12 protein-coding genes are annotated in these 14,673 nt (G+C 69.0%); 11 read left to right on the top strand and 1 reads right to left on the bottom strand.

Going from position 1 to position 14,673, the window contains the following annotated elements:
- Positions 1 to 36: 36 nt before the first annotated feature.
- From PLC66_RS09380 to PLC66_RS09350, 7 genes are all read left to right on the top strand, one after another.
- Positions 37 to 2,232, top strand: a complete 2,196-nt coding sequence (locus tag PLC66_RS09380) for a methyl-accepting chemotaxis protein (protein WP_324539676.1) — start codon at positions 37 to 39, stop codon at positions 2,230 to 2,232.
- Positions 2,233 to 2,260: 28 nt separating this feature from the next.
- The gene (locus PLC66_RS09375) at positions 2,261 to 2,803 is read left to right on the top strand and encodes a chemotaxis protein CheW (RefSeq protein ID WP_324539675.1); all 543 of its coding nucleotides are present in this window, start codon (positions 2,261 to 2,263) and stop codon (positions 2,801 to 2,803) included.
- A gap of 61 nt (positions 2,804 to 2,864) precedes the next feature.
- Complete coding sequence (locus tag PLC66_RS09370) at positions 2,865 to 5,318, top strand: methyl-accepting chemotaxis protein (protein ID WP_324539673.1); 2,454 nt, start codon at positions 2,865 to 2,867, stop codon at positions 5,316 to 5,318.
- A 23-nt stretch (positions 5,319 to 5,341) separates the two neighbouring features.
- On the top strand, positions 5,342 to 5,932 hold the full coding sequence (locus PLC66_RS09365; protein ID WP_324539671.1) for a chemotaxis protein CheD: 591 nt from the start codon (positions 5,342 to 5,344) through the stop codon (positions 5,930 to 5,932).
- A 20-nt stretch (positions 5,933 to 5,952) separates the two neighbouring features.
- On the top strand, positions 5,953 to 6,840 hold the full coding sequence (locus PLC66_RS09360; protein WP_324539669.1) for a CheR family methyltransferase: 888 nt from the start codon (positions 5,953 to 5,955) through the stop codon (positions 6,838 to 6,840).
- Complete coding sequence (locus tag PLC66_RS09355) at positions 6,837 to 7,916, top strand: protein-glutamate methylesterase/protein-glutamine glutaminase (RefSeq protein WP_324539667.1); 1,080 nt, start codon at positions 6,837 to 6,839, stop codon at positions 7,914 to 7,916. The genes PLC66_RS09360 and PLC66_RS09355 overlap by 4 nt, the downstream gene beginning before the upstream one ends.
- A gap of 124 nt (positions 7,917 to 8,040) precedes the next feature.
- Positions 8,041 to 8,874 carry an ABC transporter substrate-binding protein gene (locus PLC66_RS09350; RefSeq protein ID WP_324539665.1) on the top strand — a complete coding sequence of 278 codons (834 nt, stop codon included), beginning with the start codon at positions 8,041 to 8,043 and terminating at the stop codon, positions 8,872 to 8,874.
- Between the two features lie 53 nt (positions 8,875 to 8,927).
- Here the strand turns inward: PLC66_RS09350 and PLC66_RS09345 are convergent, their stop codons facing one another.
- The gene (locus PLC66_RS09345; protein ID WP_324539663.1) at positions 8,928 to 9,398 is read right to left on the bottom strand and encodes an Lrp/AsnC family transcriptional regulator; all 471 of its coding nucleotides are present in this window, start codon (positions 9,396 to 9,398) and stop codon (positions 8,928 to 8,930) included.
- Between the two features lie 170 nt (positions 9,399 to 9,568).
- Here PLC66_RS09345 and leuA point away from each other — a divergent pair, with 170 nt between their 5' ends.
- The 4 genes from leuA to PLC66_RS09325 form a co-directional block, all read left to right on the top strand.
- The gene (gene leuA, locus PLC66_RS09340; protein WP_324539661.1) at positions 9,569 to 11,281 is read left to right on the top strand and encodes a 2-isopropylmalate synthase; all 1,713 of its coding nucleotides are present in this window, start codon (positions 9,569 to 9,571) and stop codon (positions 11,279 to 11,281) included.
- Positions 11,282 to 11,399: 118 nt separating this feature from the next.
- The gene (locus PLC66_RS09335; RefSeq protein WP_324539659.1) at positions 11,400 to 12,860 is read left to right on the top strand and encodes an AarF/UbiB family protein; all 1,461 of its coding nucleotides are present in this window, start codon (positions 11,400 to 11,402) and stop codon (positions 12,858 to 12,860) included.
- Between the two features lie 25 nt (positions 12,861 to 12,885).
- A complete protein-coding gene (locus tag PLC66_RS09330) occupies positions 12,886 to 13,719 on the top strand; it encodes a DUF3025 domain-containing protein (RefSeq protein WP_324539657.1) in 834 nt (277 codons plus the stop codon).
- Between the two features lie 233 nt (positions 13,720 to 13,952).
- Positions 13,953 to 14,673, top strand: a 721-nt coding sequence (locus PLC66_RS09325; protein WP_324539656.1) for a DNA ligase, incomplete at its 3' end; no start/stop codon positions are given.

The following is a 14,673-nucleotide window of genomic DNA, read 5'->3' as shown; positions in this document are numbered from 1 at the left end:
TCTTTCGCAACGTCCCGTCTTCCCCTGGAGTTCATCATGAAGAACCTGAAAATCGGCATCCGGCTTGGCATTGGCTTTGCCGTCGTGCTGTTGCTGCTGCTGATCACCGCCGTGATCGGCAGCCTGCGGCTGCAAGCATTGCAAGGCAGCGTCGCCGACCTGGTCGGCGACAAGAACGTGAAAGTCGCGCTGGCCAACGAGATCATCAATTCGGTCAACGAACTCGGCCTGCAGCACCGCAACATGATGATCACGGCGCTGCAATCCGACAGCTCGCTGCAAGGCCTCCTGCAAAGAACAGCGGAGGAGCGGCAAAAGATCATCCAGGGCCTGGAGAAGCTGGATGGCATGAGCTACAGCAGCGCGGGCAAGCAGCTCCTCGAGCAGGTGAAATCCGCACGTCAGACCTTCGTGGGCATTCAGCAGAACTTCGAAGCGCAGATCCAGCAGCGCAACTTCGACCGCGCGAGCGAGATCTTCCCCGAGTACCGGCAGGCCTACATCGCCTACCGCGAAGCGCTCGCCAGGTTCATCGACTTCCAGAACAACCTGACGCGCGAGACCGGACAGCAGGCCGAAGCCCAGGCCGATCAATCGGTCATGCTGCTGCTGGGCCTGCTCGCCGGCGCACTGGTCATCGGAATTGGCTTCGCGAGCTTCATCACGCGCTCCATCACCCGCCCGGTGAGCGAGGTGAGCGCGGCGGCGAAGAAGATGGCCCAAGGGGACTTCAACTTCGACCTCAGGTCCGATGCCAAGGACGAGGTTGGCGAGGTCGTCCGCGCGGTCGCGGACGTCCAGTCCAGCGTCAAGCGCATGATCGCGGACGCCGGCATGCTGTCGGACGCCGCGATCGCCGGCAAGCTCGCCACCCGCGCCGATGCCAGCAAGCACGAGGGCGACTTCCGCAAAATCGTCGAGGGCGTCAATGGCACGCTGGACGCCGTCATCGGTCCGCTGAACGTGGCCGCCGACTATGTCGACCGCATCGCCCGCGGCGCCATCCCGCCGCGCATCACCGACAGCTACAACGGCGACTTCAACACCATCAAGAACAACCTCAACACCTGCATCGACGCGGTCAATGAACTGGTCGCCGACGCCGTCATGCTCGCCCAGGCCGCCGTCGAGGGCCGCCTGCAGACGCGCGCCGATGCCGCCAAGCACCACGGCGACTATCGCCGCATCGTCGACGGGGTGAATTCCACCCTCGACGCGGTGATCGCCCCCATCGACGAGGTCAAGCGCGTCATGGTCGCGCTCTCGGGCGGCGATCTCACCCAGAAGATCACCGACGACTACGCCGGCGACTTCCAGGTGCTGCAGAACGCGGTCAACGACTCCATGGACAAGCTCGCCGAGATCATCGAGCAGGTGCGCGGCGCGGCCGATGCGCTGACCAACGCCGCCGGCCAGGTCTCGGCCACCGCACAGAGCTTGAGCCAGTCCTCTTCCGAGCAGGCCGCCAGCGTGGAAGAGACCTCGGCCTCGATCGAGCAGATGAGCGCCTCGATCAACCAGAACTCGGAAAACGCCAAGATCACCGACGCCATGGCCAGCAAGTCCTCCTCTGAGGCGGGCGAGGGCGGCCAGGCCGTCCGCTCCACCGTCGAAGCGATGAAGAACATCGCCGGCAAGATCGGCATCATCGACGACATCGCCTACCAGACCAATCTGCTCGCCTTGAACGCCGCCATCGAGGCCGCGCGCGCCGGCGAGCACGGCAAGGGCTTCGCGGTGGTCGCGGCCGAAGTCAGGAAGCTCGCCGAGCGCAGCCAGGTCGCCGCCCAGGAGATCGGCCAGCTCGCCGGCAACTCGGTCACCCTGGCCGAGCGCGCGGGCAAGCTGCTCGACGAGATGGTGCCCTCGATCAACAAGACCTCCGACCTGGTGCAGGAGATCGCCTCGGCCAGCCAGGAGCAGACCGCCGGCGTCGGCCAGATCAACAACGCCATGGGCCAGTTGAACAAGGCCACCCAGCAGAACGCCTCCGCCTCTGAGGAGCTCGCCGCCACCGCCGAGGAGCTCGGCGGCCAGGCCGGGCAGCTGCAGGAGCTGATGGGCTTCTTCAGCGTCGGCGCGAGCGCCTCCGCCGCCCCCAGGCGCAGTGCGGCACCCAAGCTGGTTGCGGTGCCAGCCGCTGCGCCCAGCGCCAAGGCGGCGCGTTCATCCGGTCGCCTGACGATCGGCAAGCCGGTCAGCTTCAGCGAAAGCGACTTCGAAAAATTCTGAGCACACGCCACGCAGCAGGAGCCCGGCCATGAGCCAGAACCTTACACACAGCAAGCACGAGCTCAGCGTCCGTGCGGACGCCAGCCCGCAGCAATACCTGACCTTCAGCCTCGGCGGCGAGGTGTTCGCGCTCGGCATCCTCAACGTCAAGGAGATCATCGAGTTCGGCAGCATCACCGAGATTCCGATGATGCCGGCCTTCATCCGCGGCGTGATCAACCTGCGCGGCGCGGTGGTGCCGGTGATCGACCTGTCGGCCCGCTTCGGCGGCGCCGCCTCCAGGGTGTCGCGCCGCACCTGCATCGTCATCGTCGAGCTCGGCGACGGCGAGGATCGCCAGGATCTGGGCGTGATCGTCGACGCGGTCAACGAGGTGCTCGAAATCCCGCGCGCCGACATCGAACCGCCGCCCAGCTTCGGCGCCCGGATCCGTGCCGACTTCATCCAGGGCATGGGCAAGGTCGAAGGCCGCTTCGTCATCATCCTCAATGTCGCCCGCGTGCTGTCGACCGAGGAAATCGCCATGCTCGCCAGCATGAGCAGCGACACCAACGCCAGCGAAGAACAATAAGCACAGGACGGGCGCGCGCGCCGTGTGCGCCCTCGCCCGCACTCAATCCGGAAGACCCGAGATGAACACTCAATCCTACGGCTGGCGCTCGATCCGCCTGCGCCTGTTCCTGCTGTTCGCAATCGTGATCGCGGCAGTCCTGTCCTATGCGGTGAGCGACGTCGCAACGCAATGGAACACCCGCAATGCAATGGAGCGCGGCGCACAGTACAGCCAGCTCTCGGTGCAGATCAACGGCGTGGTGCATGAGCTGCAGAAGGAGCGTGGCCTGTCGGCCGGCTTCATCGGCTCGCGCGGCGACCGCTTCCGGGCCGAGCTGGCGAGCCAGCACCAGGACAGCGACAAGGCCCGCGCCGCACTCGACGGCTGGCTGGCCGCAGCCGAGCGCGCCCAGCTGAGCGACGCCATCCAGAAGGCCCTCGCCGACGCCCAGGCCCGCCTTGCCGAACTGCAGACCACCCGCGGCCGCGTGAGCGCGCTGAGCATCCCGGGACCGGACTCCTTCAACTACTACACCGGCACCATCGAGCGCCTGATCACGGTCATCGACATTGCCGCCTCCGCAGCCGAGGAGGTCGAGCTGTCGCGCGGCATGAACGCCTATCTGATGTTCGTGCTCGCCAAGGAGCAGGCCGGACGCGAGCGCGCCTCGATCAACGGCCTGTTCGCCGCCGATGCCGCAGCCGACGTGCCCCTGCATCGGCGCATCATCACCATCCTCACCGCGCAGGACACCTACCTCGCCAACTTCCGCTCGATGGCGCCGCCGGCCTGGAGCGACGCCTTGCAGACGGTGCTCGACAGCGAGGCCGGGCGCGAGACGGCGCGCCTGCGCCAGATCGCGCTTGACCACATGCTGCTCGGGGCGTTCGGCGTGGAACCGGCAAACTGGTTCGCCACCATCACGCGCAAGATCGACCTGATGAAGGTCGAGGAGGACCGTATCGCCGCCATCCTGCTCGACCGCGCGCAGATGCTGAGCCGGGACTCGTCCACCCAGTTCGCGCTTTCCATCGCGATGACGCTGGCGGTGCTGGTGGCGGCCGTGCTGTTCGGGCTGCAGGTCACCGCCCTGTTGCGCGGGCTGCGCGGCAACGCCGAAGCGGCGCACCGCATCGCCCAGGGCAAGCTCGACGAGAAGATCGAGGTTCAGAGCCACAACGAGCTTGGCGAAATCGAGCGCGCACTCGCCGAGGTGCAGTCCAACCTGCACGCCATGATCGACGACGCCACCCTGCTGTCCGCCGCGGCAGTGGAAGGCCGGCTCGCCACCCGCGCCGACGCCAGCCGCCACCAGGGCGACTATGCCCGCATCGTGCAGGGCGTCAACGCCACGCTGGACGCGGTGATCGGGCCCTTGAACGTCGCCGCCGACTATGTCGACCAGATCGCCCGCGGCGCCATCCCGCCGCGCATCACCGACAGCTACAACGGCGACTTCAACACCATCAAGAACAACCTCAACACCTGCATCGACGCGGTCAATGAACTGGTCGCCGACGCCGTCATGCTCGCCCAGGCCGCCGTCGAGGGCCGCCTGCAGACGCGCGCCGATGCCGCCAAGCACCACGGCGACTATCGCCGCATCGTCGACGGGGTGAATTCCACCCTCGACGCGGTGATCGCCCCCATCGACGAGGTCAAGCGCGTCATGGTCGCGCTCTCGGGCGGCGATCTCACCCAGAAGATCACCGACGACTACGCCGGCGACTTCCAGGTGCTGCAGAACGCGGTCAACGACTCCATGGACAAGCTCGCCGAGATCATCGAGCAGGTGCGCGGCGCGGCCGATGCGCTGACCAACGCCGCCGGCCAGGTCTCGGCCACCGCACAGAGCTTGAGCCAGTCCTCTTCCGAGCAGGCCGCCAGCGTGGAAGAGACCTCGGCCTCGATCGAGCAGATGAGCGCCTCGATCAACCAGAACTCGGAAAACGCCAAGATCACCGACGCCATGGCCAGCAAGTCCTCCTCTGAGGCGGGCGAGGGCGGCCAGGCCGTCCGCTCCACCGTCGAAGCGATGAAGAACATCGCCGGCAAGATCGGCATCATCGACGACATCGCCTACCAGACCAATCTGCTCGCCTTGAACGCCGCCATCGAGGCCGCGCGCGCCGGCGAGCACGGCAAGGGCTTCGCGGTGGTCGCGGCCGAAGTCAGGAAGCTCGCCGAGCGCAGCCAGGTCGCCGCCCAGGAGATCGGCCAGCTCGCCGGCAACTCGGTCACCCTGGCCGAGCGCGCGGGCAAGCTGCTCGACGAGATGGTGCCCTCGATCAACAAGACCTCCGACCTGGTGCAGGAGATCGCCTCGGCCAGCCAGGAGCAGACCGCCGGCGTCGGCCAGATCAACAACGCCATGGGCCAGTTGAACAAGGCCACCCAGCAGAACGCCTCGGCTTCTGAGGAGCTCGCCGCCACCGCCGAGGAGCTCGGCGGCCAGGCCGGACAGCTGCAGGAGCTGATGGAGTTCTTCACCATCGACAACGCAAGCGGCGCGCGCCGCCTCCGGTTCGCCTAAGGCCCGATGAGCGGACGCACGCCATGATCAGCTGGCACACCCTCTCGCCGCAGGAGATCGAACGGCGGGCGCAGAGCATCGCGCCCGGCGAGTGGGCGGTCGACATGCAGCGCCCGATCGCCACCCTGCTCGGCTCCTGCGTAGCGGTGTGCATGTATGACTCCGCGGTCGGCGTCGGCGGCATGAACCACTTCATGCTGCCCAACATGCGCAAGCGCGAAGACGGCGTGGACGTCGATTCGCTGCTGTCGGGCGACTACGCGATGGAGGTCCTGCTCAACGGCATCCTCGCCCGCGGCGGCGCGCGCCATCGCCTCAAGGCCAAGGCCTTCGGCGGCGGCACCATCATCAGCGGCATCGCCGCCTCGGGCATCGGCAAGCGCAACGCCGACTTCACCTGCGACTGGCTCAAGCGCGAAGGCATCGAGCTGGTCGCCTCCGACTTTCTCGGCGCCTGCTCGCGCAAGCTGCTGTTCGTGCCGGCCACCGGCGACGCCTGGTGCCGCCGCATGACGACCACCATGGCGAGCGCGCAGGAAGTGGCGAAGGCCGAGAAGGCCTATGCCGAATCGCTCAGGCGACCGCCGCCGAAATCGAATGTCGAACTGTTCTGATCGTGGAGCTCAGCCCGCATATGGATAACCAAGGCCTCAGCGACCAGGAATTCGCCCTGTTCCAGAAGCTCATCTACCGCCTGGCCGGCATCAACATGGCCGACAGCAAGAAGCCGCTGGTCACCGGCCGGCTGTCGCGCCGGCTGCGCCACTATGGCCTGGACAGCTTCGGCGCCTACTACAAGCTGGTCACCAGCGGTGAGCACCCGGAAGAGCGGCAGCTGATGGTTGACCTCCTGACCACCAACGAGACCTATTTCTTCCGCGAAGCGGCGCATTTCGACTTCCTGCAGGACTTCGCCGCCAGCCGGCGTGGCCGTCCGTTCCGGGTGTGGAGCGGTGCATCATCGAGCGGCGAGGAGCCCTACACCATCGCCATGGTGCTGGCCGAGACCCTGGGCCTGTCGGCGAACTGGGAGGTGGTGGCGTCGGACATCAGCCTGACCGTGCTCGAGCGCGCCCAGGCCGGCCTCTACCCGCTGGAGCGCGGCCGCGGCATCCCGCCCGAGCTGATGAAGAAGTACTGCCTCAAGGGCGTGCGCAGCCAGGAGGGCAACTTCCTCGTCGTGCCCAAGCTGCGCGAGCGGGTGGACTTCCGCCACATCAACCTGATCGCGCCCGAGACGCGCGACCTCGGCCAGTTCGACGTCATCTTCCTGCGCAACGTGATGATCTATTTCGACAACGACACCAAGCGCAAGGTGGTCGGCAACATGGTTCCCCACCTGCGCGAGGACGGCACCTTCATCGTCGGCCACTCCGAGACGCTGACCGGCATCACCGACGCGCTCAGCACCCTGCGGCCGACGCTGTACTGCCGCCCCAGCGCGCAGGCGCTGCTCGAGCACCATCGCAGCCCGCGCGGCCCGCGCGCCCTTCACCCCGCGCGCAGCGAGCACGGACGATGAGCGGCAGGATCAAGGTCATGATCGTCGACGACTCGGCGGTGGTGCGCCAGACGGTGCGCCAGGCCCTCGAGCGCGACGCCGGCATCGAGGTCATCGCCGCCGCCTCCGACCCGCTGTTCGCCATCAGCCACATGCAGCGCCAGTGGCCGGACGTGATCGTGCTCGACATCGAGATGCCGCGCATGGACGGCCTGACCTTCCTGAAGAAGATCATGACCGAACACCCCACGCCGGTGGTGATCTGCTCCTCGCTCGCCGAGACCGGCGCCGCCGCCACCATGCAGGCCTTGTCGGCCGGCGCCGCGGCGATCATCACCAAGCCCAAGATGGGCGTGAAGCAGTTCCTCGAGGACAGCGCCAACGACGTCGTGCAGGCGGTCAAGGCCGCGGCCCGCGCCAACGCCAGCCGGCTCGTGCCGCGGGCGGTGGCGCCGCTCACGCCGGCGCCCAAGCTCAGCGCCGACGCCATCCTCGGCGCCGGCCTGGGCAGCGGCTCGAACATGGTGCGCACCACCGAGCGCATCGTCGCCATCGGCACCTCCACCGGCGGCACCCAGGCGCTGGAAGCGGTGCTGACCCGCCTGCCGGCGGTCTGTCCCGGCATCGTCATCGTGCAGCACATGCCCGAACGCTTCACCGCGATGTTCGCCGAGCGCCTCAACAGCCTGAGCGCCCTCGAGGTACGCGAAGCCCGCCACGGCGACCGCGTCATGCCCGGCCGCGCGCTGATCGCCCCCGGCGGCAAGCACATGATGCTGGCGCGCAGCGGCGCGCAATACACGGTCGAAGTCATCGACGGCCCGCTGATCAATCGCCACCGGCCCTCGGTGGACGTGCTGTTCCGCTCCTGCGCCAAGTTCGCCGGCAAGAACGCCGTCGGCGTGATCATGACCGGCATGGGCGACGACGGCGCCCGCGGCCTCAAGGAAATGCACGACGCCGGCGCCCACACGATCGCCGAGGACGAATCCACCTGCGTGGTGTTCGGCATGCCGCGCGAGGCGATCAAGCTCGGCGCGGCCGACAGCGTGCTGCCACTGGACCGCATTCCGGAAGCGATCATGAAGGCGGGGTAGCCGCTTTCCACCGTTCCCGAAACGCCACTACCACCGGAAGCGGCCGTTGAGCCGATCGCTCTACGGGCGGCAAGCTCGCGACGCATGCCGCTCAGGGCCCCGGCCCACAGAGGAGACACCCCAGATGAAGACCTTGATCCAAGCCCTCGTGCACACGCACCTGCCCCGCCTTGCCGCCACGGCCGCCCTTGCGCTGCTGCCGCTGGCCGCCCAGGCACAGACGCCCTCGATCATCGTCGCCTCCACCACCTCCACCGAGCAGTCCGGCCTGTTCGGTCACATCCTGCCGCGGTTCAAGGAGGCCAGCGGCATCGAGGTCAGGGTGGTCGCGCTCGGCACCGGCCAGGCGCTCGACGTCGGCCGCCGCGGCGACGCGGACGTGGTGTTCGTGCATGACGCCGCCGCCGAGCAGAAATTCGTCGACGAAGGCCACGGCATCGAGCACAGGAAGGTGATGTACAACGACTTCGTTCTGATCGGACCGAAGGACGACCCCGCCGGTGCCCGCGGCAAGGACATCACCGCAGCCCTGCAGAAGCTCGCTGCCGCCAACGGCAGCTTCGTGTCGCGCGGCGACAAGAGCGGCACCCACGCCGCCGAGCTGCGCTACTGGAAGGCGGCCGAGGTCGCCGACAAGGGCACGGGCTACCGGGAGTGCGGCTGCGGCATGGGGCCGGCGCTGAACATGGCGGCCTCGACCGGCGGCTACGTGCTCGCCGACCGCGGCACCTGGCTCAGCTTCAGGAACCGCGCCGGGCTCGCGGTGCTGGTCGAAGGCGACACCCGGCTGTTCAACCAGTACGGCGTGATGGTGGTGAACCCGGAGCGCCACCCGCATGTGAAGCTGGCCGAGGCGCGCAGGTTCGTCGACTGGGTGGTGTCGCCCGCCGGCCAGGGGGCGATCGCCTCGTACCAGATCGAGGGCGAGCAGCTCTTCTTTCCCAACGCCGACAAGTAAGAAGTACGGCCAGGCGGTTCAGCCCCTGCGCAGGGCCGCGACGGCCCCGCGCCTCAGCTCCCCATCACCGGCAGCGCCGTCTTGTCGATCACCCGGCGCAGCACGAAGCTCGAATGCACCCCGGTCACGCCGGGGATGCGGGTGATGCGGTGCAGCAACAGCTCCTGATAGCCGTCCATGTCGGCAACGATCACCTTGAGCTGGTAGTCCGCGTCCTGGCCAGTGATCAGCAGGCATTCCAGCACCTGGGGAATCTTCTCGATCTCGCCCTCGAAGTGCGCGAAGCGCTCGGGCGTATGGCGGTCCATCGAGATGTGGATCAGCGCCATCAGCGACAGGCCAAGCTTTCTCGCATCCAGCAGGGCGCGATAGCCGCGGATCAGGCCGGACTCCTCCAGCGCGCGCAGCCGCCGCAGGCAGGACGAGGGGGAGAGGCTGATGCGGTCGGCGAGCTCCTGGTTGCTGATGCGGCCGTCCTGCTGCAGCAGGTCGAGGATCTGGCGGTCGTAGCGGTCAAGTTCCATGATCATCCCCGTGTTTGTCGTGACATGGCAGATCATTGCATCGCTTTAAGATAATGTGAACGATTCTGCGTCAAACAACCGATATCGCCCGCAAGATCGCAAGCAAATGCCGCTCCTACCGGCGTAGACTTTCGTCCATCGAATCACGCCAAGCCCACGAGGACCGCGCCATGATGTTGCACACGCCCGCCGCCAAGTACCGCCCCTTCGCCCCGATCGCGCTCACCGACCGCCAATGGCCGAACAAGGTCATCGACCACGCCCCGATCTGGATGAGCACCGACCTGCGCGACGGCAACCAGGCGCTGTTCGAGCCGATGAGCGTGGAGCGCAAGATGCGCATGTTCCGCACCGTGTGCGACATCGGCTTCAAGGAGATCGAGGTCGGCTTCCCGTCGGCCTCGCAGACCGACTTCGACTTCGTGCGCCAGCTCATCGAGGGCGGCCACATCCCCGCGGACGTCACCATCCAGGTGCTCACCCAGGCGCGCGAAGACCTCATCCGCCGCACCATGGAATCGGTGCGCGGCGCGCCGCGGGCGATCATCCACGTCTATAACGCCACCTCGCCGACCTTCCGCGAAGTGGTGTTCGGCATGGAAAAGCCGCAGGTGGTGGCGCTCGCCGTCTCCGCGGTGCGTCTGATCAAGCAGATCGGCGAGGAGATGAGGGCCGAGTGCGGCACCGAGATCGCCCTCGAATACAGCCCCGAAACCTTCTCCGCCACCGAGCTCGACTTCGCCAGGGAAGTCTGCGACGCTGTCACCGCCGAGTGGGGCGCGACGCCGGAGAACAAGGTCATCCTCAACCTCCCCGCCACGGTCGAGGTGTCGACGCCCAACGTCTATGCCGACCAGGTCGAGTGGATGCACCGTAACCTCGCCCGTCGCGACAGCGTGGTGCTCTCGCTCCATCCGCACAACGACCGCGGCAGCGGCGTGGCCGCCGCCGAGCTCGGCCTGATGGCCGGCGCCGACCGCGTCGAGGGCTGCCTGTTCGGCAACGGCGAGCGCACCGGCAACGTCGACATCGTCACCCTCGCGCTCAACATGTATACGCAGGGCGTGTCGCCCGGGCTCGACTTCTCCGACATCAACGCGGTCGCCCGCACCGTCGAGTACTGCAACCAGTTGCCCATCCACCCACGCCACCCCTATGTGGGGGACCTCGTGTTCACGGCCTTCTCCGGCTCCCACCAGGACGCCATCAAGAAGGGATTCGCCGCCCAAAAGGCTGGCCAGCCGTGGAACGTACCCTACCTCCCGATCGACCCCGCCGACGTCGGCCGCAGCTACGACTCGGTGATCCGGGTCAACAGCCAGTCCGGCAAGGGCGGCATCGCCTACCTGCTCGAGACCGAGTACGGCATCGTGATGCCACGCCGCCTGCAGGTGGAGTTCTCGCGCGAAGTGCAGCAGGTCACCGACGCCAGCGGCGGCGAGATGTCGGCGGCGGCGATCTGGGACCTGTTCCGCAGCACCTACCTCGATACCGCCGAGCCGGTGCGCTACGTCGAGCACCACCTCTTCGAGCACGGTGCGGCGCAGGGCATCCGCCTCGTGGTCGAGATCGGCGGCACCCGCCACCTGCTCGTCGGCGAGGGCAATGGCCCGATCGACGCCGCCATCCACGCCTTGCGCGGCGCCGGCATCGACGTCCAGGTACGCAGCTTCGAGGAGCGCTCGATCGCGCCCAGCGAGGACGGCGGCAATGCCCAGGCCTGCGCCTTCGTCGAGCTCACCGAGGCCGGCGGAGCGGGCGGCGACCGCTACGGCGTGGGCGTCGACGGCAACATCGTCACCGCCTCGATCCGCGCCATCGTCAGCGGGGTGAACCGCCTGCAGCCGAACCGGGTCGCAGCACCCGCGGCGCGCGCCGCCTGACGCACAGGCTGGCATCACCTGCCCACGGCGTGCGTGAAGGACGCCGTGGGCACGGTCCCTGCAACCCGACTCGCGCGGCGCGCTAAGATGGCGCGAACGCCTCCCGCCTGCCCGCACGATGGAACCCGAACTCGCCTCCGACCTGTTTGAGTCGCTCGGACTCGAGGCCCTGCTGCCCGAAGCACTCGCCGCCTGGCGGCCGCTGCTGGTGGAGGGCCTGGCCTTCTTCCTCGACCGCCTGCCGCCCGCCCGTCTCGGCCCGATCGTCGCCGAACAGTTCGCGCTGGCCGCGACCGCCCCCGCCGCCGCCCGCATCGCCGCGCTGCTCGCGCACTGCCCCACGCTGCACAAGCTCGGCCAGGTCGTCGCCCGCCAGCCCGCGCTGGACGCCGAGCTGCGCCGCCACCTGCAGGCGCTGGAATCGCTGCCGGCGAGCACCGACATCGATGCCCTGCTCGCCCATGTGCGCGCCGAACTCGGCCACGACCGCCGCCTGCGCCTGGCCGACCGTGCGCTCGCCGAGGGCAGCGTCGCGGTGGTGCTGCCGTTCTCGTGGCGCCAGGACGGACGCAGCCACGACGGCGTGCTCAAGGCGCTCAAGCCCGGGGTGGTACAGCGGCTGGCCGAGGAGCTTGCCATCCTGCCCGCGCTCGGCGACTTCCTCGAACGCCGCGGCGCCGCGCTGGCGCTGCCCGCCCTTGATTACCACAGCCACCTCGCCGCCGCCGGCCGCCTGTTGACGCAGGAGATCCGCCTCGAGCACGAGCAGGCCAACCTGCGCGCCGCGGCCGGCGTGCTCGCCGACGACACGGACGTCTTCGTCCCCGCGCTGCTGCCCTGGAGCACGCCCACGCTCACCGCCATGGAACGCATCGACGGCCCCAAGCTGAGCGACGCCGCCCTGCCCGCGGCCGAAGCCCGCCGCCTCGGCCGCGCGCTGGTCGGCGGCCTGCTCGCGCGGCCGTTCTGGTCGTGCAGCGAAACCGCGCCCTTCCACGGCGACCTCCATGGCGGCAACCTGCTGCTCGCCGCCGACGGCCGCGTCGCGGTGATCGACTGGAGCCTCACCGCCCGCCTCACCAAGGCCGAGCGCGAGGCGCTGGTGGAGGTCGCGCTTGCTGCGCTCGCGCTCGACACCCGGCGCGCCGCCACCGCGCTGGCCGGCCTCGGCCTGCAGGACGCACGCGGCACGCCGATCGCCGCTACGGTGGACCGCGCGCTCGACACCCTGGTGCGCAGCGGCCGGCCGCTCGGCTTCGACTGGCTGGTGGGCCTGCTCGATGCGCTCGCGCTGCAGGGGGCGAGCGGCTTCGGCGCGCAGCTGGCGGTGTTTCGCAAGAGCTGGCTCGCGCTCGCCGGCGTGCTCGCCGACCTTGGCGCCGGTGGCGACACCGACCTGCCGCTGATCGGCCTCGGCCTGCAGCGCTTCGCCACCGAATGGCCGGCGCGCCTGCTCACCGCAGCCGACTCCCGTGCCTTCTCCACCCACGTCTCCACCGCCGACCTGCTGCGGGTCGCCGCCGACGCCTGGCCCGCCGGGCTGCGTTACTGGACACGGCTGCTCGCACCATCGCGCTGAGCGGCGGAGGCACGCGCTGCCCGTCATGAATCCCGCCGCCGCCATCCCTGCAACCCTTGCCGGGCGCGCGCTGTTCGAGCCGATCGCCCCCTGGCTGAGGCGCTTCGCCGCACCCGGCGTGCCGGGCCACGCCGAGCTCGACGCCCTGCTCGCCGAGGCTGCCCCCGAGGCGCGCAGCGGCGGCGGCGCACCGATCCGCTTCGTACCACCCACAGGCGATGCGGAAGGCTACGAGGCGCGCGTCTTCGCCCGCGGCGAAGTACCCACGCGCGCGGGCGACTGGCACGACTTCTTCAACGCGCTCGCCTGGTGCGCCTGGCCGCGCACCAAGGCCGCCTGCAATCGCCTGCACCTGGCCGAGCTCCACGCCCGCGCGGCCGCCGGCCTGCCCGGGCGCGGCCCGCGCCGCGACGCGCTGACGCAGTTCGACGAATGCGGTCTCGTCGTGGTGTCGGCCGACGCCGAACTCCCCGCCCTGCTCGCCGCGCACGCGTGGGAAGAGGCCTTGTGGACGCGGCGCGCACGCCTGCGGCAGACCACCCGCTTCCTCGTCTTCGGCCACGGCAGCTGGGACCAGTTGCGCGCGCCCTTTGTCGGCCTGTGCGCGAAGACCCTCTACCGCGTGGTGGAGCCTGCCTGGCTGGCACTGCCGGCGGCAGCGGCGCTCGCCGAGACCGACGCCTGGCTCGCCGCCCACCTCGTCGCCAACATCGCCGCGCTCACCCCGCGCAGCCTGGCGCCGCTGCCCTTGCTCGGCATCCCCGGCGTCACGCCGGACAACGACTGCGCGGCGTACTACCGCGACACCCGCCAGTTCCGCCCGCAGCGCGGCGCAGCATGCGCTCCCGCCCCGGCCTGAAATGCGCACTGGATAGGCGCGCCGACTGCACTTAGAATCTCTTTGTCATAGTCGTTGAGCATTCACCATGCCGTGCCACGATCACCCGCCCCCGCCGGCAAGCGATCCGCCCGCCCCTACCAAGCTCATCACGCACCCTATCGGCGCAGCGGCTGCGCTGAATGGCGAAGCCCTGCCGCAGGCCGCATGCGCGCCGGGGCATTCAGGATCCCCGCTGACCTTGGCGAAACGTCATGCGCATTCCATGTAGCGGCCCCGCCGTCCGTATCCTGATCCTGGCGCTTGCGCTCTTGCCGACAACCGGACTCGCACAGGCGCCGCACAGCGACACAGCCCTGTCGACACCCGCGGCGATGCTCGCCCTGCGCTACGACGCATCGATCGAACCCGCCGCCTACTGGGTCAGCGAAAAGCTCGACGGCGTGCGCGCGATCTGGGACGGCCGGCGCCTGCGCTTTCGCAGCGGGCGCGAGCTCGTCGCCCCCGCCTGGTTCATCGCCGCGCTGCCTGCCACGGCACTGGACGGCGAGCTGTGGCTGGGCCGGCGGCGCTTCGACGAGCTCTCCGGCCTGGTCCGCCGCGAAGATCCGCACGACCCCGCCTGGCGCGAGGTGCGCTACATGCTTTTCGATCAGCCCGGCGCCACGGGCGACTTCAGCGCCCGGCTGCACGCACTGCAGGAGATCGTCGCCGCGGCCGGCGTGCCCTGGCTGCAGATGGTCGCCCAGCAGCGCGTGCCCGACCGCGCCGCCCTGCAGCGCCTGCTCGACGACACCGTCGCCGGCGGTGGCGAAGGCCTGATGCTGCACCGCGCCGACGCGCACTGGCAGCCCGGCCGCAGCGCCGCGCTGCTCAAGCTCACGCCGTGGATGGATGCCGAGGCGCGCGTGGTCGGCTACCCCGCATTTCTCACAGATAGGAGGCGCATCGCGGCCGGAAATATGAGAAAGTTGT

It is taken from the genome of Thauera sp., from assembly GCF_035444905.1.
Classification (GTDB): Bacteria; Pseudomonadota; Gammaproteobacteria; order Burkholderiales; family Rhodocyclaceae; genus Thauera.
This window is presented reverse-complemented; position numbering and strand designations above follow the sequence as displayed.